General features: G+C 61.2%; 23 protein-coding genes. 12 read left to right on the top strand and 11 right to left on the bottom strand.

The features are described 5' to 3' along the window. Positions 1 to 38: 38 nt before the first annotated feature. The 4 genes from AC245Y_RS16905 to AC245Y_RS16920 form a co-directional block, all read right to left on the bottom strand. Positions 39 to 1,082, bottom strand: a complete 1,044-nt coding sequence (locus AC245Y_RS16905; protein WP_003561895.1) for a Gfo/Idh/MocA family protein — start codon at positions 1,080 to 1,082, stop codon at positions 39 to 41. A gap of 9 nt (positions 1,083 to 1,091) precedes the next feature. After that, entirely contained in the window at positions 1,092 to 1,877 is a 786-nt protein-coding gene (locus tag AC245Y_RS16910; RefSeq protein ID WP_012758641.1) for a ThuA domain-containing protein, read from the bottom strand. Positions 1,878 to 2,068: 191 nt separating this feature from the next. Further along, positions 2,069 to 2,410: an SMR family transporter gene (locus AC245Y_RS16915; protein ID WP_003542195.1), complete on the bottom strand. Its 342-nt coding sequence runs from the start codon at positions 2,408 to 2,410 to the stop codon at positions 2,069 to 2,071. An 18-nt stretch (positions 2,411 to 2,428) separates the two neighbouring features. Further along, positions 2,429 to 2,992 carry a TetR/AcrR family transcriptional regulator gene (locus tag AC245Y_RS16920; protein WP_012758642.1) on the bottom strand — a complete coding sequence of 188 codons (564 nt, stop codon included), beginning with the start codon at positions 2,990 to 2,992 and terminating at the stop codon, positions 2,429 to 2,431. A gap of 168 nt (positions 2,993 to 3,160) precedes the next feature. Between AC245Y_RS16920 and AC245Y_RS16925 the strand changes: the two genes are divergently transcribed. Further along, a complete protein-coding gene (locus AC245Y_RS16925; RefSeq protein WP_017994940.1) occupies positions 3,161 to 3,571 on the top strand; it encodes a group II truncated hemoglobin in 411 nt (136 codons plus the stop codon). Next, the gene (locus tag AC245Y_RS16930; RefSeq protein ID WP_017994941.1) at positions 3,568 to 3,939 is read left to right on the top strand and encodes a DUF423 domain-containing protein; all 372 of its coding nucleotides are present in this window, start codon (positions 3,568 to 3,570) and stop codon (positions 3,937 to 3,939) included. The genes AC245Y_RS16925 and AC245Y_RS16930 overlap by 4 nt, the downstream gene beginning before the upstream one ends. 241 nt (positions 3,940 to 4,180) lie before the next feature. On the opposite strand, the gene hmuQ is transcribed toward AC245Y_RS16930, so the two are convergent. From hmuQ to AC245Y_RS16955, 5 genes are all read right to left on the bottom strand, one after another. Then, on the bottom strand, positions 4,181 to 4,495 hold the full coding sequence (gene hmuQ / locus AC245Y_RS16935) for a heme-degrading protein HmuQ (RefSeq protein WP_017994942.1): 315 nt from the start codon (positions 4,493 to 4,495) through the stop codon (positions 4,181 to 4,183). Positions 4,496 to 4,504: 9 nt separating this feature from the next. After that, positions 4,505 to 4,777 (bottom strand): hypothetical protein, encoded by a 273-nt coding sequence (locus AC245Y_RS16940; RefSeq protein WP_017994943.1) that lies wholly within the window; start codon positions 4,775 to 4,777, stop codon positions 4,505 to 4,507. Then, positions 4,774 to 5,181, bottom strand: a complete 408-nt coding sequence (locus AC245Y_RS16945; protein WP_017994944.1) for a DUF2325 domain-containing protein — start codon at positions 5,179 to 5,181, stop codon at positions 4,774 to 4,776. The genes AC245Y_RS16940 and AC245Y_RS16945 overlap by 4 nt, the downstream gene beginning before the upstream one ends. Positions 5,182 to 5,291: 110 nt before the next feature. Further along, positions 5,292 to 6,647, bottom strand: a complete 1,356-nt coding sequence (locus tag AC245Y_RS16950) for an energy transducer TonB family protein (protein ID WP_012758647.1) — start codon at positions 6,645 to 6,647, stop codon at positions 5,292 to 5,294. Positions 6,648 to 6,804: 157 nt separating this feature from the next. Further along, positions 6,805 to 7,227 (bottom strand): hypothetical protein, encoded by a 423-nt coding sequence (locus AC245Y_RS16955; RefSeq protein ID WP_003542212.1) that lies wholly within the window; start codon positions 7,225 to 7,227, stop codon positions 6,805 to 6,807. A gap of 177 nt (positions 7,228 to 7,404) precedes the next feature. On the opposite strand from AC245Y_RS16955, the gene hemP reads away from it, so the two are divergent. From hemP to AC245Y_RS16990, 7 genes are all read left to right on the top strand, one after another. Beyond that, positions 7,405 to 7,587, top strand: coding sequence for a hemin uptake protein HemP (gene hemP / locus AC245Y_RS16960; RefSeq protein WP_012758649.1), 183 nt, complete (start codon positions 7,405 to 7,407; stop codon positions 7,585 to 7,587). A gap of 8 nt (positions 7,588 to 7,595) precedes the next feature. Then, the gene (locus AC245Y_RS16965) at positions 7,596 to 8,645 is read left to right on the top strand and encodes a hemin-degrading factor (RefSeq protein WP_017994945.1); all 1,050 of its coding nucleotides are present in this window, start codon (positions 7,596 to 7,598) and stop codon (positions 8,643 to 8,645) included. 11 nt (positions 8,646 to 8,656) lie between these two features. Beyond that, on the top strand, positions 8,657 to 9,586 hold the full coding sequence (locus tag AC245Y_RS16970) for a heme/hemin ABC transporter substrate-binding protein (RefSeq protein ID WP_017994946.1): 930 nt from the start codon (positions 8,657 to 8,659) through the stop codon (positions 9,584 to 9,586). Positions 9,587 to 9,588: 2 nt separating this feature from the next. Continuing rightward, positions 9,589 to 10,701, top strand: coding sequence for a FecCD family ABC transporter permease (locus tag AC245Y_RS16975; protein WP_017994947.1), 1,113 nt, complete (start codon positions 9,589 to 9,591; stop codon positions 10,699 to 10,701). Positions 10,702 to 10,737: 36 nt separating this feature from the next. Then, complete coding sequence (locus AC245Y_RS16980) at positions 10,738 to 11,532, top strand: heme ABC transporter ATP-binding protein (RefSeq protein ID WP_012758653.1); 795 nt, start codon at positions 10,738 to 10,740, stop codon at positions 11,530 to 11,532. Between the two features lie 147 nt (positions 11,533 to 11,679). Next, the gene (locus AC245Y_RS16985) at positions 11,680 to 12,024 is read left to right on the top strand and encodes a DUF883 family protein (RefSeq protein ID WP_012758654.1); all 345 of its coding nucleotides are present in this window, start codon (positions 11,680 to 11,682) and stop codon (positions 12,022 to 12,024) included. A 9-nt stretch (positions 12,025 to 12,033) separates the two neighbouring features. Continuing rightward, positions 12,034 to 12,435: a hypothetical protein gene (locus AC245Y_RS16990; protein ID WP_012758655.1), complete on the top strand. Its 402-nt coding sequence runs from the start codon at positions 12,034 to 12,036 to the stop codon at positions 12,433 to 12,435. A gap of 256 nt (positions 12,436 to 12,691) precedes the next feature. Here the strand turns inward: AC245Y_RS16990 and AC245Y_RS16995 are convergent, their stop codons facing one another. After that, positions 12,692 to 13,249, bottom strand: coding sequence for an RNA polymerase sigma factor (locus AC245Y_RS16995; RefSeq protein ID WP_003542247.1), 558 nt, complete (start codon positions 13,247 to 13,249; stop codon positions 12,692 to 12,694). A gap of 9 nt (positions 13,250 to 13,258) precedes the next feature. Further along, positions 13,259 to 13,465, bottom strand: coding sequence for a NepR family anti-sigma factor (locus tag AC245Y_RS17000; protein ID WP_003542250.1), 207 nt, complete (start codon positions 13,463 to 13,465; stop codon positions 13,259 to 13,261). A 257-nt stretch (positions 13,466 to 13,722) separates the two neighbouring features. On the opposite strand from AC245Y_RS17000, the gene AC245Y_RS17005 reads away from it, so the two are divergent. The 3 genes from AC245Y_RS17005 (at position 13,723) to AC245Y_RS17015 (ending at position 17,476) form a co-directional block, all read left to right on the top strand. Further along, positions 13,723 to 14,517, top strand: a complete 795-nt coding sequence (locus AC245Y_RS17005; RefSeq protein ID WP_003542253.1) for a response regulator — start codon at positions 13,723 to 13,725, stop codon at positions 14,515 to 14,517. A gap of 193 nt (positions 14,518 to 14,710) precedes the next feature. After that, positions 14,711 to 15,706, top strand: coding sequence for a sensor histidine kinase (locus AC245Y_RS17010; protein ID WP_017994949.1), 996 nt, complete (start codon positions 14,711 to 14,713; stop codon positions 15,704 to 15,706). Between the two features lie 408 nt (positions 15,707 to 16,114). Beyond that, positions 16,115 to 17,476: an NAD(P)-dependent oxidoreductase gene (locus tag AC245Y_RS17015; RefSeq protein WP_017994950.1), complete on the top strand. Its 1,362-nt coding sequence runs from the start codon at positions 16,115 to 16,117 to the stop codon at positions 17,474 to 17,476. Positions 17,477 to 17,490: the final 14 nt, after the last annotated feature.

A 17,490-nucleotide genomic window follows, 5' to 3' on the forward strand; every position in this document is an offset into this window, starting at 1 on the left:
AGCCGCCGTCGGAACGGCGGCTTTTCAGTGACGCAGGATCAGACCTTCAGCTCGCGCCGCTCGCGCTCGGTCACCATTGCAAGGTCGAGCACCTTCTGCAGGTTGGCGGCGTGGCGGAAGTTCGGGTCCGGCTGGACGCCGCTTGCCACGGCCTCGGCAAAACGCTCATAGTTGGTCGCCACCGGTTCAACCTCGATCTTCGTCCAGGTCGCGGTTTCGACATCTTCGCCGAGGCAGCCATGCAGCTCGGAACCGCTGGGACGATGGATGACCTCAAGGCTGCCCCTCTCACCATAAATACGCAGCTTCAACTCGTTCAGATGCCCTGTCGCCCAGCGGCTGGCATGGATGACGCCGAGCGCGCCGTTGGCGAAATCGACAGACATGGTGAAGCTGTCATTGGCATCGAGCAGATATTCGCCGATCTGGCCGCCCGGCGCCTTGTTGAAGGTCTTCAGCCGGGCAAAGACGTGATCGATGTCGGTCGCCGCGCCATAGGCGGCGAAATCGAGAATATGGATGCCGACATCGCCGAGCACACCGTTCGAACCATGGCCGGTGGAAAGCCGCCACAGCCAGGTCGATTCCGTGCGCCAGTCGCCCCAGGCGCGCGACACCAGCCAGCTCTGGAGATAAGAGGCTTCCACATGTCTGATCGTGCCGAGCTCGCCGGCGAGCACCATCTCACGGGCGCGCTGCAGCGGCGCGACGTTACGATAGGTGAGGTTGACCATGTTGATGACGCCGGCCTTTTCGGCCGCCTCCGTCATCTCCAGCGCCTTCGCATAGTTCTCCGCCAGCGGCTTTTCGCAGAACACATGCTTGCCCGCAGCAATCAGCGCCATCGTCGTCGGGTGATGGATGCGGTCGGGCGTGACATTTGTCGCCGCATCGAATTCACCCCAGGCGATCGCCTCCTCCAGCGAAAGAAATCGCTTTTCGATGTTGAACTTGTCGGCAAAGGCCGACAGCCGCTCGGGATCGGTGTCGACGGCGCCGACCACCGTCACGCCGTCGATGAGGGGGAAGCGGGCGAGCTGGTTTTTCGCCATCACCCCCGTGCCAAGAACGAGTAGTCGCATGGATGCTCCTCAGCGGTAACCGGCTTCGCCGGCCTGGTGCAGTCTTGGGCCGCGTTCGACGATCGGCTCCAGTGCTTTTTCTACCGGCACATTTGGAGCATCGGTAATGCTCTTCAATGCACCCTCGGGATTATAGGCCCACTTCACGCCGTTGATCAGTACCTTCTGGACATTGACGTCATGATAGGTCGGATAGGTCTCGTGGCCGGGGCGGAAATAGAAGATGTTGCCGGCGCCGCGGCGCCAGGTCAGGCCTGAGCGGAACACTTCGCCGCCCTGGAACCAGGAGATGAACACCGTTTCGAGCGGTTCCGGCACAGAGAACTGCTCGCCGTACATTTCCTCGTTCTCAAGCTCGAAATGCTCGCCGATACCGGCGGCGATCGGATGGCGCTGGTTGATCGTCCACAGTCGCTCGCGCTCACCCGCCTCGCGCCACTTCAGCGCGCAGGGCGTGCCCATCAGCCGCTTGAAGATCTTGGAGAAATGGCCGGAATGCAGCACCAGCAGGCCCATGCCTTCCCAGACGCGCTTGGCGACACGCTCGACAACCACATCGGAGACCGCGCCGTGATCCTTGTGGCCCCACCAGGTCAAGACGTCGGTCTCAGTAAGACGTGCTTCGCTGAGGCCGTGCTCCGGCTCCTGCAGCGTCGCTGTCGTCGCCGAGATACTTGGATCGGTGTTCAGCGCATTGGCGATCGTCGTGTGCATGCCCTCGGGATAGATCCCCCGGACGATCTCATTGGTAGTCTCGTGAATATTCTCTCCCCAGACGACGGTGCGAATGGCCATGATGTGCTCCTGTAGAACCTGGAAATATCGATAGGCGGGAAGGCAGGATTCAAAGCGCTTTGGAAAACGGCGCTGGCTGCGCCTCGTCTCCTCCACGTCCAAGGAACACATAGACCTTTGTCAGTATTTTGACAAAGGGGAAAATTTATCGGCCGAAGGCGGAGAAGCCGCCTGCCAATATCACAGCAATATCAATGCGAAACGGACTTCGAGAACAGATTGACGACCATAACGCCGGATATGATCAGCCCAAGGCCGACGATCGCCGGCAGGTCGAGGCGCTGCTTGAAGAACACCAGGCCGACCGAGGAAATCAGCACGATTCCCAAAGCGCTCCAAATCGCATAGGCGATACCGACCGGGATGCTTTTCAGAGTCAGCGACAGGCAATAGAAGGCGGCCGCATAACAGGCGACGACGAGTGCCGTCGGCCCGATGCGGGTAAACTGCTGCGACAGCTGCAGTGCGGTCGTGCCGATGACCTCGAGCACGATGGCTGCAAACAGCAGCCCGTAGACGGCGGCCTGGCTCATGGCGAATTCCTTTTCGAATTACTTGCCGGTCAGTTCGACAAGGCGATCGATAAGATCCCGCCTCACAACGCCGTTGATATCATGGCTTTCCAACGTATCTGCGAACCAAAGACCGTCGGCGGCGAAACGCACGACTTGCGCGTCGAGGGAGGAGTCGGTGCCGATATATTCCTCCGCCCGCGCCTGCACCCATTGGCGCCAACGAAGACGCAGCCGGGGTTCGGCAAGAAGCGCGATCGTCACCTGCGTCCAACTCCTGGAATCGTCGGGACGCTCCTTGAGACCGGATACCGCCCTCAGATAAGCGCGGGTGAAGCGCCCCTGCGGCAGCGGATCGCCGCGCATCAGTTCCTCTATATCGGCGTCGAACTTTTCGAGCAGGCTCTCGAACAGCGCATCGAGCAGCGCATTCTTCGTCGGGAAGTGATGCAGCAGCCCGCCCTTGCTGACGCTGGACGCAGCGGAAACCGCATCGAGCGTGACGGCGGCCATGCCGTCGCTGGCAGCAAGGCGCGCGGCGACCTCCAGCAACTGCTGGCGCACGAGCACGGGCTGTTTCTTGCGATGATGAGCGTTCGACATTCAGATAAAAGATACCGTCCGGACGGTTTTGTCAAGGAGAAAACGCCGCAACCCTTGCGGTGCGGGCATTATGCGCGAAATGCCGCGGCACCTTGATGACAGTTGCGATCATTTTCCGCCCGGTGCATGAAGAGGCCGGGGAATGGTTGAGGCAATGGGGATGGTTTCGTGACGGAGAAGCTCACCACCTTATATCAGGCGATCGGCGGCGATCCCGTCGTGCGGGCACTGACGCACCGCTTCTACGAACTGATGGACAGGCTGCCGGAGGCGAGAAACGTGCGCGCCGTACACCCGCCGAGCCTTGAGGGCAGCGAAGAGAAATTTTACGAATATATGAGCGGTTATCTCGGCGGCCCGCCGCTCTATATCGATAAGCGCGGCCATCCGCGTCTGCGCAGCCGCCATTTCGTCGCCGAGATCGGTCCTGTCGAGCGCGACGAATGGCTGCTCTGCTTCCGCCGCGCCCTGGACGAGACGATATCGAGCCAGGCGCTACGCGATCTCATCTGGGCGCCGGTGGAACGGCTCGCCCATCACATGCAGAACAAGGCCCCTGACGACAAGGAACAACCATGAGCTTGAACGCGCGTCTGGAGCCGGTGCTCTATCTCTTTGCCGGCCTGTTTGGCGTAGCCGGCGTGGCGCTTGCCGCCCTAGCTGCCCATGGCGGCGGCGAGGCCAATCTTGCGGCATCCGCATCTGCCATGTGCCTTGCCCACGCCCCTGCCCTGCTGGCATTGGCTCTCGGCAACGCCAGGCTCAGAACCGCCTGGCTGGCCGGTTTGCTGATGATTGCCGGAACGCTGCTTTTTGCGGGCGATCTCGTCACCCTGCGTTTTACCGGCTCTAGCCTCTTCCCCTATGCCGCGCCGACCGGCGGCTGGGCGATGATGCTTGGTTGGCTGGCCGTTGCGGCAGGCGCGGTTCTGCGCGTCAGGGCTTGAGAGCTTTTACTGACCGTTCAAGCCCTCTCCTCCCTCATTCCTGTGCCTGTCACAGGAATCCAGTGCGCCCAAGTCCTTGGGCGCAAAAGACTCTTCCCCCGCGATATGGGTTCATTCACGGCGCGGACGCACCGTGGCTGGATTCCTGTGACGAGCACAGGAATGAGGATGCGCGTGGGGCCAAGGCGAATACAAAGCTAAGATTTCAACCAAGAGCTAAGTCACGCCGCATCAACCGCAATTAAATGCCGTCGACCACGTTGAAACCCTCGAAAACAGGCGGCCCCTTGTAGATCGCCTTGTGATCGCCGGCATTGCGGTGCGCCGCGCGAAAGCTCTCGGACTTCGTCCAGTTCTGAAAATCCGCTTCGCTTTTCCAGACCGTGTGCGAGGAATAGAGCGTATAGCCCTCCTCGTCGTTGACCTTGCCGCGCAGCAGGCGGAATTCGACGAAGCCAGGCACCTCGGGCAGGCTGGAATCGCGGTTGCGCCAGACCGTCTCGAAATCGCCTTCGCTCCCGGTTGCAACCTTGAAGCGGTTCATTGCGATATACATGGAATCTCCCTACGCCTTCCTCTTGCCCGCCCTTGCAGAACGCAAGGGAAAGGCGAGAACATTATCGCCGTTTGCCGCTGCCGGGCCAAGCGGTCTTGTTGTCGCTTCCCCAGGCATGCGCGCTTCCCAGGTCGGGAACAGCGTTACATTCTGGTAGATCTGCTTGCGTTCGGCATGCTGCTGGAAAAGTTCGTAGAGTTCGGGCACGAGGCCCTCGCCTGTCTGCGCGGCGAGCTTATGCAGGCCGATCATGGTGAAGCCGTCGGGGCGCTGGTCGTTCATCGGGAATTGTCTCGTTCGTTCATCGTCTGCAGCGCACGCTCCAGGCTGGACTTGCTGCCATTGCGCAGCGGGATGAAGGTCTTGCCGAATTTCTTGCAGCCGGTCTTCACACGCAGGCAGGCATCGTGGCTGATACAGTCGATCGGGCAGAACACGCAGTCGACCGAGGGAAGCACGGTATCGATGCGGGAAACCGCTTCGCGCAACCCGCCGTCATGATGAATGAGCTCGGCGCCGAAATTGCTGCAGATCTGGCGAAGATGCGCCACCTGGCAGTCACGGCCACCGACATAGAGGAAACTGCGGCCATCCAGTTTGGACCGACCGAGGGATGCCTGACCAGCGTCCTCGCCCGCGCTATCGCGGACCTCCCGGTTCGAACCCTTCTTGCCCTTGCGAGCCATATGCCACCCGTTCGCTCGTTGATCGTCACACGATTCCTGCGTGTGCGGGTGGACCTTATTAAACTTGATTTTTAGAGTAAAGTATAAAGTTGATTATTTTTATCATATTATTATGGCACGATCTCGATAGGCGCTGACATGGTCATCGCCTGCCCACCGGGCGGGGGGCTGAAGGGTGCCGCACGACGCACCGCATCGAGAGCAAGCTGATCGATCTCCGGAACGCCGGACCCACGCGAGACACGAGCGGAGGTCAGGCCGCCGCCGCCGTTGACTGAGAAGGTGACAACAACGCTGCCTTCGACACCTCGGGGCTTCCTGATCGCACGCCGAATACGGCTACGGACCTTGCCTTTATAGTTTGCGGTCGCGGCCGTCCCCACCCCGTTATTGCCGTTGGCGGCCTGCGAACTGTTGTCGGATTGCGCCGATGAATTGCCTTCGGCAACGCCACGCGTTGAAGTCTGCTGCCCCTCCCCCTTGTCGCCAGCGGCCTTCTGCGGCGGACGCTTCTTCTCGACCGGCTTGGGCTTCTCCTGTGCCACTTTCGGCTTTGGCGTCGGCGTTACAACCTCGGGCGGCTGTTCCGGTTTCGGCTGGATTTCTGCCGTTTCTATGGGCTTCACCCCCTGTGGAGTCTCCTCCGCGACTTCCGCCGGGGTTTCCGCAGGCTGCACCTCGCTCGGCTGGACCGCAGTCGGCTGTACCTCGGATGGCGGCACTGCGTCGAGCGGCACCTGCTGCTGTTCGGGAACAACCGTCGACATTGGCTGCGCGACGGACTCCTCCGCCGGCACCTCGGACACCAGAATCTCCGGCTCGACGGCCGCGGCCGTTTCGGGCGAAACGCGCGTCACTTCCGGTGCCGGCGCCTGCTGAATAGGATCCTGCGCTTCGAAGGGCGAAACTTCGGTCGGCTGCACGGTTTCCGGTTGAACTTCCGCCGTTTGCGTCGGCTGGATCGTGTCAGGCTGCACTTCTTCGGGAATGATTTCCTGCTGGATGGTCGTTTCGGTCTCGCCAGCAGCAGCCTGGTCGATATCGGAATCGCCATACATGACGACGCTCATCGCCTGACCGGCTTCTTCGATTGCCTCCTCCGGCGCTTTGGGGAAAGCAATCAGCAGCACAGCCGCCAGTGTCGCGTGAAAGATCAGCGAGCAGATGTACGTCAGCGCCACCCGTCTCCGCACCGGTGCCTTCTCGTCTCCCTGCTTTTCTACCGCTGCATCCATCGGCGGCGCAGGAACAGAGGCTGTCGGTTCGGCCTCCGGATGATCGGGAAAGGAGGGTATCTGCGCGAAACGCGCATAATGGACCACCGCCTCGCCAGCCGGCTGCCGCTGCACATTGCGCAGGTCGGAAAGCTCGTGGCCGGGATGCATGTTGTTGTCGTTCAGACCGCCGTCAGCGTCCGGCTCCCCGATGAGCACCTGTCTCGATCTGGTCTTCGCTGAAATTGCCATTTGTATGCCTCGGACAGTCTGACCATGCCCGCCGGGATTCATTCCCGGCGTATTCTCAAAGCAATTCCAGGAAAAGTGCGAAGCGGTTTTCCCTCCGGAACTGCGTAAAAACAAAAGGTTAGAGCGGTTCTGCGCTTTCGTGAAAAGCTGAACCGCTCTAGCCCTCGAAGGGAACGGAAATCTGCGAGCGGGTGACGAGACCCTTCATGCATTCGCCCGCCGCCGGGCCGTCACAGACCGGCGTGTCGTTGATGATGATGCGGGTGACCGTCTCGCACTTCACATTCGGCATATCGAACTGGCGCACGCGCTTCTTGCCCTGCGGCAGATCGCGGAAGTCGAGCACGGTGATGCGGTCGACGGCATTCTTGTCGTTGAAAAAAGCAAGCTCGAAGGAGATCTTGTTGATCGGGGTCTGGAGATTGTTCTCGGCGACGAAAGTCATCATGCAGCCCTTTTGCGATGGCGCCAGAGCGTTGAGTTCGACATCCAGCTTGGCTGTTGCCGCATCCTGCGCCTGGCAAATGCCTGAAACCGCCATCACCATGCCGGCTGCAACAGCCGCAAACCTACCCGTCATCATCTTCTCCGCCATTGTCGCGAACCGCCGCCAGGCGGCCTCATATCAGCAATCTTAAAAACTTGACTGTATTTGTCTCCTATTGCGTCTTTAAAAAACTATGAGTAAGAAAGTCAAGATAATTGTCATCACAACCGGGGACCCCTGATCACCGGCCTTATGGAATTGCCAACCGAAATGATGGTTGAAAAGCCAGATAACTTTAAGCACGTGCCGCTGCAGAGCGAGCCTGCGGCGCAGCACCGGATCGTCGAAAGCGCGGATCTTTTCCGCGGCACGAACGAGATCATGATAAGACATGACGGCTTGGTCTATCGCCTGAAGATCACCCGTCAGGGCAAGCTCATTCTCAATAAGTAGGGTAGGACATGACCGAACAGACAAGACCGGCACCAGCCGAAATCCGTGCGTTTCGCGCTGACAATCCGAAGATGCGCGAGCGTGATATCGCCGCCCAGCTGAAGATTTCCGAGGCAGCCCTCGTCGCCGCCGAAACAGGCATCAGCGTGACCCGAATCGATGGCAGTGCGCTGAAGCTTCTCGAGCGCGTGGCCGGCCTCGGCGAAGTCATGGCGCTGTCGCGCAACGAAAGTGCCGTTCACGAGAAGATCGGTGTCTTCGAAAACATCAAGAGCGGCGCGCAGGCCGCGATCGTTCTCGGCGAGAATATCGATCTGCGCATCTTCCCGAGCCGCTGGGAGCATGGTTTCGCCGTATCCAAGAAGGATGGTGACCAGGAGCGCCTCAGCCTGCAATATTTCGATAAGGCGGGCAACGCGGTGCACAAGGTGCACCTGCGCCCGAGCTCGAATGTCGAGGCCTATCACGCGATCGTCGCCGAGTTGAAGCTGGAAGAACAGTCGCAGGAATTTGTCGAGGCTGAGACCTTAAATGCCGTCGATGAAACCGCCGACGTCAACCGCGACGAACTGCGCGACAACTGGAGCAAGCTCACCGATACGCATGAGTTCTTCGGCATGCTGAAGCGCCTGAAGATCGGCCGCCAGGCGGCCGTGCGCACCGTCGGCGACGACTATGCCTGGAAGCTCGACAACAGCGCGACGGCAGACATGATGCATGCCTCGGTGAAATCCGGCCTGCCGATCATGTGCTTCGTCGCCAATAACGGCATCGTCCAGATCCATTCCGGCCCGATCTTCAACGTGCAGCCGATGGGTCCGTGGATCAATATCATGGACCCGACCTTTCACCTGCATCTGCGCCAGGATCACATCGCCGAGACCTGGGCCGTACGCAAGCCGACCACGGACGGCCACGTCACCTCGCTGGAGGCCTACAATGCCGAAGGCGAGATGATCATCCAGTTCTTCGGCAAGCGGAAGGAAGGCTCCGACGAACGCGCCGAGTGGCGCGAGATCATGGAAAACCTGCCGCGGGCAGCGAGCGTGGCCGCATAAGGATCGCAACGATGACGATGCGTAACAATCTGCGCCGGATCCGCCCTTGGGAACTGGCCCTGACGGCGGCCATCATGGCGCTGCCGCTGATCCCGACGGCGCCGACCGTCGAAGGCTTCGCCTTCATCCGCGCCGCCCACGCCGAGGAAAAGAAGCTCGACACGTCGCGCCTGGTTTCGGTCGGCGGCGACATCACCGAAATCGTCTATGCGCTCGGCGAGGAAAGCCGGCTGATCGCCCGCGACACGACGAGCATCTATCCGGAGGCTGCGCTGAAGCTGCCGAACGTCGGCTACATGCGTGCGGTCTCACCGGAAGGCATCCTCGCCATGAACCCGACGGCGATCATCGCCATCGAAGGTTCAGGCCCGCAGGAAGCGCTGGCTGTGCTGAAGAATGCCAGCGTGCCCTTCGAGACCGTGCCGAGCGCCTTTACCCGTGACGGCATCATCGCCAAGATCGACCGTGTCGGCACGCTGCTGGGCGTGCCCGACAAGGCAAAGGCGCTCGAAGAAAAGGTCGCGGCCGACCTCGACTCGGCGATCGCCGATGCCGAAAAGCGCCCGGAGGCCGAGCGCAAGCGCGTTCTCTTCATCCTCAGCGCCCAGAACGGCCGGATCATGGCATCGGGGACCGGCACGGCCGCCGATGGCATCGTCAAGCTCGCCGGCGCCATCAACGCAGTCGGCGCATTCCCGGGCTACAAGCCGTTGACGGACGAGGCGATCATCGAAGCCAAGCCCGACATCATCCTGATGATGAATCGCGGCGACGGCGCCGGCACCAAGAACGAGGACCTGCTGGCTCAGCCGGCGATCGCGCTGACGCCGGCAGGCGAGAAAAAAGCGATCATCCGAATGGATGGCGTCTACCTGCTCGGCTTCGGCCCGCGCACCGCAGCCGCCGCGCGCGAGCTCAACACGGCGATCTACGGGGGCTGATCATGGCCCTGCCGCAAGCCATGATGGAACAAAGGCGACGATTCACGATGGCGGACATCCGCGAAATCAGGCAGGCGGGCGACAGGACGCGGCTCGCCTTGCTGGCGATCGCGCTGCTCGTCGTCGGCTCGGTCTTTTCGATGCTGTTTTCGGTAACGACCGGCGCCTCGGATGCCTCGATCCTCGACGTCATCAGCAACATGGCCGGCTCCGAGGCGGCGCTCAGCACACGTGACCGGATCATCATCTTCGATATCCGCCTGCCGAGGGCGATCCTCGGTTTCCTGATCGGCGCCTCGCTGGCCGTTTCCGGCACGGTGATGCAGGGCCTGTTCCGCAATCCGCTGGCCGATCCCGGCCTCGTCGGCGTCTCCTCCGGCGCAAGCCTCGGCGCGGTCGCGATGATCGTGCTCGGTGGCGGTCTCGCAGCGCCGGTCGAGGCGCTTCTCGGCATCTACGCTCTGCCGACAGCCGCTTTCGGCGGCGGCCTCGTCACGACGCTGCTGCTCTACAGGATCGCCACCCGTCACGGACAGACCTCGGTGGCGACGATGCTGCTTGCCGGCATCGCGCTCGGCGCGCTCGCCCTCGCCATCACGGGACTGCTGATCTACATGGCCAACGACCAGCAGCTGCGCGACCTGACCTTCTGGAGCATGGGCTCGCTTGCCGGCGCCACGTGGACGAAGATCGCCGCCGCCAGCCCGATCATCCTGTTGTCCTTTACCGCCCTGCCCTTCATGGCCCGCGGCCTCAATGCCATCACGCTCGGTGAGGCGGCCGCCTTTCATATGGGCGTGCCGGTGCAGCGGCTGAAGAATGTCGCGATCGTCGGTGTCGCTGCGGCGACCGGCGCGTCCGTCGCCGTCAGCGGCGGCATCGGTTTCGTCGGGATCGTCGTGCCGCATATCCTGCGCATGGCGATCGGCCCCGACCATCGTTTCCTGCTGCCGGCCGCAGCTCTTCTCGGCGGCTCCCTGCTGATCTTCGCAGATGTCTTGGCGCGCACCCTGGTCGCCCCGGCCGAGCTGCCGATCGGCATCATCACGGCGGCGGTCGGCGGGCCGTTCTTCCTGTGGATCCTGCTGAGGCAGCGTTCGCGCCTTGCCCTGTGAGTGATGTCGTGAGTGACCCCCGTGAGTGACATTGAGATGATCGAAGTTTCCGGCGTCTCCGTGCGCCTTTCCGGCAAAACCATCATCAGCGACGTGACTTTTGCGGCAAAGGCCGGCGAACTGACGGCGATTGCCGGGCCGAACGGCTCCGGCAAGACGACGACGATGAAAGCCATCTCCGGCGAACTTGCCTATGGCGGCTCGGTGCGCATCGGCGACGACGAAGTACAGGCGCTGAAACCCTGGCAGCTTGCCGCCATTCGTGGGGTACTGCCGCAGGCAAGCACCATCTCCTTTCCCTTCACCGTGCGCGAGATCGTCCGCATGGGCCTGACGTCAGGCCTCAACCTGCATCCCGACAAGGCCGAGCAGACGGCGACGGCAGCGCTTGCCTCCGTCGACTTGACCGGCTTCGAAGGCCGTTTCTATCAGGAACTCTCCGGCGGCGAGCAGCAGCGCGTGCAGCTTGCCCGCGTGCTCTGCCAGATCGCCGAGCCCATCGTCGACGGCAAGCCCTGCTGGCTGCTGCTCGACGAGCCGGTCTCGAGCCTCGACATCAGCCACCAGCTGACCATCATGACGCTCGCCCGCAATTTCTGCGAACGCGGCGGCGGTGTCATCGCCGTCATGCACGATCTCAACCTGACGGCGCTCTTTGCCGACCGCATCGTGCTGATGAAATCCGGCCGTCTCGCCGCTGCCGGCAGCATAGGCGAAGTGCTGACGAACGAAACGATGCTCTCGGTGTTCGGCTGCGCGCTGCGGATCAACCAGGTACCATCAGATGGCACGCCCTTCGTACTCGCCCATAGCGCCGTTTCCCGCCCCTGAGCACCGCGCGAGCGGAACTTTTGATCGCCCGGCACGTTTCCGGCATGATCTGGGTCAATGCCGGGCGATATCATTCATGCAACGGACGGTGGTGACCCTCGTGCGAAACAGGCGGGCTTGTGCGCGCCCCAGCCAATGGAGACAGCCATGAGCTATTCTATCTTCCAGTCCGGCCGCAGCCGCCGCAACGGCACCTTCCACAATTTGGAATCCGGCATCGAGGAGCAGATCGAGGCGCTGCGCGGCGAACTCGCCGAACTGACGCGCCTCGTCGGCAAGAGTTCACGCCATCAGGGCGAAAAAATCCGCAGCCAGGCTGGTGCCGGCTATGAGGAACTGCTCGGCCGCAGCGAGGATCTGCTGCGCGAATTGCAGCACGGCTATGAGCGTGGAACGACGGAAATGCGCGAGACCGTGCGCAAGCATCCGCTGGCAACCATCGGCGCTGCGGCCGCTTTCGGCCTTGCCATCGCCTTCCTCGCCCGGCGCTGAGGAAGCGCGATGCTCTTACCGATCCTCAGCCTGCTGACGGGCGCAAGCGTGCACCGGACCGTTGCGCGCGCCAAGCGCAATGGCATCTTCATTGCGCTTGCCGTGCTCTTCCTCCTCACCGCCTACGCGCTGGCCGTCACCGCCGGCGCTATCTGGCTCGCCGGCATCTACGGCCCGGTCGGCGCTGCTCTCTTCCTGGCCGCCTGCGCGCTGCTGATCGCCATCATCGCCTTGGTGGCGATGTCGATCATCAACGCCCGGGAAGCACGCCGCGCCCGTGAACGCCGTGCGTCGCTCGAATCGCTGGCAACGGTCGGGCTCGGTCTTATCCGCGCCCAGCCGCTCCTGACCGCCGGTGTTCTGGCGGCAATCGTCGCGGCCAATCTGGTAGGGTCAAAGCGCGAGGATTGATTGAGGAGACGCGCAGCAAGCGGCTGCCCCTCACCCTAACTCTCTCCCCGTAAAAACGGGGAGAGGGGACGTGCCCTGCGAGAGCGAGGTGGGAACGGTGAGGGTGCGACATGTTCCTTCGCCCGCTCGCGGGGAGAAGGTGGCGGCAGCCGGATGAGGGGCGAATACACACAATTATATCAATGGCATAACCGAAAAACGCAAAAAAGCCGGCGCCCCGAAGGGCAACCGGCTTTCCTCCCAAATATGACTCTTGTCAGAACGCGAAAGCCTTCGACGTCAGCGGCGCCGAGGTGGCGTCGGGGCCAAAATCAGCCTCGCCTGAGATCTGCAGCAACTCCTGCAGCCGCTGGCGGGCCCGGTTGACGCGGCTCTTGATGGTGCCCACGGCGCAGCCGCAGATTTCGGCCGCCTCCTCGTAGGAAAAACCCGAGGCGCCGACGAGGATGATTGCCTCGCGTTGATCCGGCGGCAGCTGGTCGAGCGCCTTCTTGAAGTCCTGCAGATCGAGCGCACCATATTGCGAGGGGTGCATCGCCATCGATTCGGTAAACAGCCCGTCGCTGTCCTGCACTTCGCGGCCGCTCTTGCGCATCTGGCTGTAGAGTTCGTTGCGCAGGATCGTAAAGAGCCAGGCCTTCATATTGGTGCCCATCTCGAAATGATCCTGCTTGGCCCAGGCTTTCATGATGGTGTCCTGGACGAGATCGTCGGCACGGTCGTGCCGCCCGATGAGCGAGATCGCGAAGGCGCGAAGGCTTGGGAGTGCCGCCAGCAGTTCCCGCTTGAAGCTGGGTTGCGATTTGTCTTCCATGCGGCGATCCTATTCGGCCATCTTGGCAGAAGCCATCATTTCAGCATGGTCGAGCTTTTCGAGAAGGTCGAGAAAACGATCGGGAATCGCCTCATCCTGTGCGGCCGAATAGAGCGACCGCAGCCTGACGCCGATCTGGTTGTTCGGGTCCAGGATGTCGCTTGCCCGCAGCTCCAGCTTTCGCTGATCGGCTGCTTCTTTCTTGCGTGTAGTCATCAATTCGTCTTCTCGCCGGTTGTCTGTTCGAGGGGCGTGGATGGGATCAAACACGATTTCAACCATCGACATCGAACGTTCCATTGTCGATGTCGCTGGCATTTGCCGTTGCATGGGTCAAAACGCTACGCCCTTTCTTCGTCGGCTGGAATAATGCGGCGCGACGAAAAAAGTTCCTCCCCTTCCGGAACTTTTTTATCAAGGCGGCGTTAACCGCTCATTGAAGCCAATGCCGGCCTGTATGCAGGAGCCCATTAATGACACTTTCTACTCGGATTGCGCCGCACCTTCCTTATCTGCGCCGCTATTCCCGCGCCCTTACCGGCACTCAGACTTCGGGCGACGCTTATGTCGCCGCCGTTCTCGAAGCCATCATCGCCGATCTGTCGATTTTTCCGGATACGGCGAATGACCGGGTCGCACTCTACAAACTGTTCACGCAACTGTTTGGTTCCACCGCAGTCCAGATTCCAGAGCCGACCTCGCCCTATGCCTGGGAGCAACGCGCCACGCTGAACCTTTCCAAGGTTTCGCCGCGCGCCCGTCAGGCCTTCCTGCTCGCCTCCGTGGAAAATTTCCGCGTCGCCGAAATCGCCGAAATTCTGGAGACCGAGGAACAGGATGTCATGCATCTGCTCGACGTCGCGTCGCAGGAGATTTCCCGTCAGGTCGCAACCGATATCATGATCATCGAAGACGAACCGCTGATCGCCATGGATATCGAGCAGATGGTCGAGAGCCTCGGCCATCGCGTCACCGGCATTGCCCGTACGCATGCCGAGGCCGTGGCGCTTTACAACAAGACCAAGCCGAGCATGGTGCTGGCCGACATCCAGCTTGCCGATGGCAGCTCCGGTATCGACGCAGTCAACGACATCCTCAAGACGTCGAGCGTGCCGGTGATCTTCATCACCGCTTTCCCGGAACGGCTTCTGACCGGCGAGCGCCCGGAACCGACTTTCCTGGTCACCAAGCCGTTCAATCCCGACATGGTCAAGGCACTGATCAGCCAGGCTCTTTTCTTCAATGAATCGACCAGAGTAGCCGCCTGAGACGCAATTTTCCGGCCTTCGGAACCAAATCGCCAAAGCAGGCGTTCCGGTGCTACCGGGACGCTCCGGTGGCTTTAACGGTTTTTTGCAGCGCTTTGTTCTAGAGTTGGCAGGCGGTGTCTGTAAGGGCGCTCCCTTCAGCGACGTTCAAGATGTCACAAGGAAAGGCGGCCGAGTGAATACGACTGAACCATTGTCCGGCATGCCTTTTACCTTCGAAGGCAAAGCCGCAATGATGGAACGCGCGCTCGGCAGCGCCGGGATTTCGATCCTCTGCCAGGACGCCCGACTGTCGATTTTCTACGCCGAAAATCTGCCGCCGCATTTTGCAGCACTCTTTACGCCCGGCAGCAGCGACGCCGCCCTTTTCGGCGACGCCCATGGGCGATATCTGACAGCGCTGAAACACAAGGTGCTGGAAACCGGCATCCCCAACAATGCCGAAGTCGAGATCGACGTTGACGGCGAAAGGCGCACTTATGAACTGAAGATCCAGCGCACCGGCGAACGCGGCGCATATGGACTTTTGTCCGTCATGGCTGAAGTCACCGAAAGCCGGCATCGCGAAAAAGTTCTGAAGTCGCTGCTGCGCGAACTCTCACACCGCTCGAAGAACCTCCTCGCCATCATCCAGGGCATTGCCACGCAGACGGCGCGCAACACGCTCTCTCTCGACAGCTTCCTCCTCAAGTTCCGCGGACGGCTGCAATCGCTTTCCAACTCGCAGGACCTGATCACGGATTCGAGCTGGCGTGGCGCCTATCTCTTCGAACTCGCCGAAAAGCAGTTTGCCCCCTATTGGCCGGAGACGGCCGGCTCCATGCCGATCTACGGGATCAACGCTCATCTGACGCCGAATGCCGCCGTGCATCTCGGGCTCGCCCTCCACGAACTCATCGTCAACTCCGCCTCCTTTGGCGCGATATCAGGCGGCGCCGCGTCCATCACGCTGAATTGCCGCGAAGCCATGATCAACGACAGGAAAGCGATCGAAGTCGCCTGGGCGGAAGTGCTGCATGATCAGTCGGAAGTCCACGAATTCAGCGACAACAGCTTCGGCCGCACCGTGCTGGAGCGTGTCGTGCCTTCTTCGGTCAACGGCAAGGCGGAGTTGAACCTCGTTCCCGGCCGCATCGAATATCGTCTGACCATTCCGGAAACTGAATTCGAGATCTTCAAGCGAGTGTGAAAGCCTTGGAGACAGCCAAAAACGGAAAAACAGCCGGTGCGAGGGCGGCGCACCGGCTGTCTTCACTCACCGGGAGGGGACCGTGAGTACGTCCGGATAGTGGGTTGGGGGCGCGCATGTTGGGTCGATGCGATCACCATCCGGATATCGCAATAACGACGACATCAAACTTTGGTTCCCTGCCATCCGAAAAAAATTCGACTTTTTTGAATCTTTTTTCGGATGCCCTTCCTTCATCGCGCGCTCAGCCGTTTCACCGATATAGAGCGATTAATTTCTTCCAGCAAAAACAGTGGATTACTTGCGAGACAGCAAGACAAAATCGTCAAAATTTTACCGTTTGATAAATTTTTAAACCTGAGTTACGCTTTCCCTCACAGGCCGTTTACCAATAATGAGGGAACTTCAATGGAACGACTGGAAACGGGGATTCATGCCGGCCGGCTTTCGCCCACCGAGTATGAGGCTAATTTTTCCGATCTTCATCCGCGCCTCGACAATCATGAGGCGCTGGTCGCCGCTGACCGCTGTTATTTCTGTTACGACGCGCCATGCATGACGGCCTGTCCCACCTCGATCGACATTCCGCTGTTCATCCGCCAGATTTCGACCGGCAATCCGATCGGCTCGGCAAAGACGATCTTCGACCAGAACATCCTCGGCGGCATGTGCGCCCGCGTCTGTCCCACCGAAGAACTCTGCGAACAGGCCTGTGTGCGCAACACGGCTGAAGAGCGGCCGGTCGAGATCGGCCGCCTGCAGCGTTATGCGACCGATGCCGCCATGCAGGCCGGCCGGCAGTTCTATGCCAGAGCCGAACCGACCGGAAAGACGATCGCCGTTGTCGGCGCCGGCCCGGCCGGCCTTGCCGCTGCCCATCGACTGGCCGTAAACGGTTATTCCGTCGTCATCTATGATGCCAGGGAAAAGTCCGGTGGCCTCAACGAATACGGCATCGCCACCTACAAGACGGTCGACGATTTCGCCCAGAAGGAAGTCGACTACGTCCTCGCGATCGGCGGCATCGAGGTCCGGCACGGTGAGCGTCTCGGCCGCGACTTCTCGCTTTCCGATCTGCAGGCGCAATATGACGGCGTCTTCCTCGGTATCGGCCTTGCCGGCGTCAACGCGCTACGCATCGAGGGCGAGAACCTTGCAGGCGTCGACGACGCCGTCGATTTCATCGCCGCCCTCCGCCAGGCCGAAGACAAGAGCGACATCGCCATCGGCCGCCGCGTCGTCGTCCTTGGCGGCGGCATGACGGCGATCGACGCTGCCGTGCAGGCAAAGCTGCTCGGCGCCGAGGAGGTGACGATCTGTTACCGCCGTGGCAAGGAACACATGAACGCGTCGGAATTCGAGCAGGATCTGGCAAGCTCCAAGGGCGTCATCATCCGCCACTGGCTGGCGCCGAAATCGATCCTATCGCAGGACGGCAAAGTCGCCGCTATCGAGGTGGAATATACAAGGATTGTCGAAGGCCGCCTGGTCGGCACCGGCGAAACCGGTGTGATTGCCGCCGACCAGATTTTCAAGGCGATCGGTCAGAGCTTTGACGCTTCTGGTCTCGGTTCGCTGCGCATGGAATCCGGCCGCATCGCTGTCGATGGCGAAGGCCATACCTCGCTCGACGGCGTCTGGGCCGGCGGCGACTGCGTCTTCGGCGGCGACGATCTCACGGTTTCCGCCGTCGCCCATGGCCGCGATGCGGCTGAATCCATCCATCGTGCCCTCACCGCAGCAGCCGCTCCGGCTGTCGCGGTCGCTTGAAGGGGAGAATGAAC

The sequence above is a fragment of the Rhizobium sp. SRDI943 genome (assembly GCF_057653695.1).

What these genes read in the sequence shown, in the direction of transcription:
- AC245Y_RS16905 (WP_003561895.1), bottom strand. Translation starts at nt 1,082, where the DNA reads ATGCGACTACTCGTTCTTGGCACGGGGGTGATGGCGAAAAACCAGCTC.
- AC245Y_RS16910 (WP_012758641.1), bottom strand. Translation starts at nt 1,877, where the DNA reads ATGGCCATTCGCACCGTCGTCTGGGGAGAGAATATTCACGAGACTACC.
- AC245Y_RS16915 (WP_003542195.1), bottom strand. Translation starts at nt 2,410, where the DNA reads ATGAGCCAGGCCGCCGTCTACGGGCTGCTGTTTGCAGCCATCGTGCTC.
- AC245Y_RS16920 (WP_012758642.1), bottom strand. Translation starts at nt 2,992, where the DNA reads ATGTCGAACGCTCATCATCGCAAGAAACAGCCCGTGCTCGTGCGCCAG.
- AC245Y_RS16930 (WP_017994941.1), top strand. Translation starts at nt 3,568, where the DNA reads ATGAGCTTGAACGCGCGTCTGGAGCCGGTGCTCTATCTCTTTGCCGGC.
- hmuQ (WP_017994942.1), bottom strand. Translation starts at nt 4,495, where the DNA reads ATGTATATCGCAATGAACCGCTTCAAGGTTGCAACCGGGAGCGAAGGC.
- AC245Y_RS16940 (WP_017994943.1), bottom strand. Translation starts at nt 4,777, where the DNA reads ATGAACGACCAGCGCCCCGACGGCTTCACCATGATCGGCCTGCATAAG.
- AC245Y_RS16945 (WP_017994944.1), bottom strand. Translation starts at nt 5,181, where the DNA reads ATGGCTCGCAAGGGCAAGAAGGGTTCGAACCGGGAGGTCCGCGATAGC.
- AC245Y_RS16950 (WP_012758647.1), bottom strand. Translation starts at nt 6,647, where the DNA reads ATGGCAATTTCAGCGAAGACCAGATCGAGACAGGTGCTCATCGGGGAG.
- AC245Y_RS16955 (WP_003542212.1), bottom strand. Translation starts at nt 7,227, where the DNA reads ATGACGGGTAGGTTTGCGGCTGTTGCAGCCGGCATGGTGATGGCGGTT.
- hemP (WP_012758649.1), top strand. Translation starts at nt 7,405, where the DNA reads ATGATGGTTGAAAAGCCAGATAACTTTAAGCACGTGCCGCTGCAGAGC.
- AC245Y_RS16965 (WP_017994945.1), top strand. Translation starts at nt 7,596, where the DNA reads ATGACCGAACAGACAAGACCGGCACCAGCCGAAATCCGTGCGTTTCGC.
- AC245Y_RS16970 (WP_017994946.1), top strand. Translation starts at nt 8,657, where the DNA reads ATGACGATGCGTAACAATCTGCGCCGGATCCGCCCTTGGGAACTGGCC.
- AC245Y_RS16975 (WP_017994947.1), top strand. Translation starts at nt 9,589, where the DNA reads ATGGCCCTGCCGCAAGCCATGATGGAACAAAGGCGACGATTCACGATG.
- AC245Y_RS16980 (WP_012758653.1), top strand. Translation starts at nt 10,738, where the DNA reads ATGATCGAAGTTTCCGGCGTCTCCGTGCGCCTTTCCGGCAAAACCATC.
- AC245Y_RS16985 (WP_012758654.1), top strand. Translation starts at nt 11,680, where the DNA reads ATGAGCTATTCTATCTTCCAGTCCGGCCGCAGCCGCCGCAACGGCACC.
- AC245Y_RS16990 (WP_012758655.1), top strand. Translation starts at nt 12,034, where the DNA reads ATGCTCTTACCGATCCTCAGCCTGCTGACGGGCGCAAGCGTGCACCGG.
- AC245Y_RS16995 (WP_003542247.1), bottom strand. Translation starts at nt 13,249, where the DNA reads ATGGAAGACAAATCGCAACCCAGCTTCAAGCGGGAACTGCTGGCGGCA.
- AC245Y_RS17000 (WP_003542250.1), bottom strand. Translation starts at nt 13,465, where the DNA reads ATGACTACACGCAAGAAAGAAGCAGCCGATCAGCGAAAGCTGGAGCTG.
- AC245Y_RS17005 (WP_003542253.1), top strand. Translation starts at nt 13,723, where the DNA reads ATGACACTTTCTACTCGGATTGCGCCGCACCTTCCTTATCTGCGCCGC.
- AC245Y_RS17015 (WP_017994950.1), top strand. Translation starts at nt 16,115, where the DNA reads ATGGAACGACTGGAAACGGGGATTCATGCCGGCCGGCTTTCGCCCACC.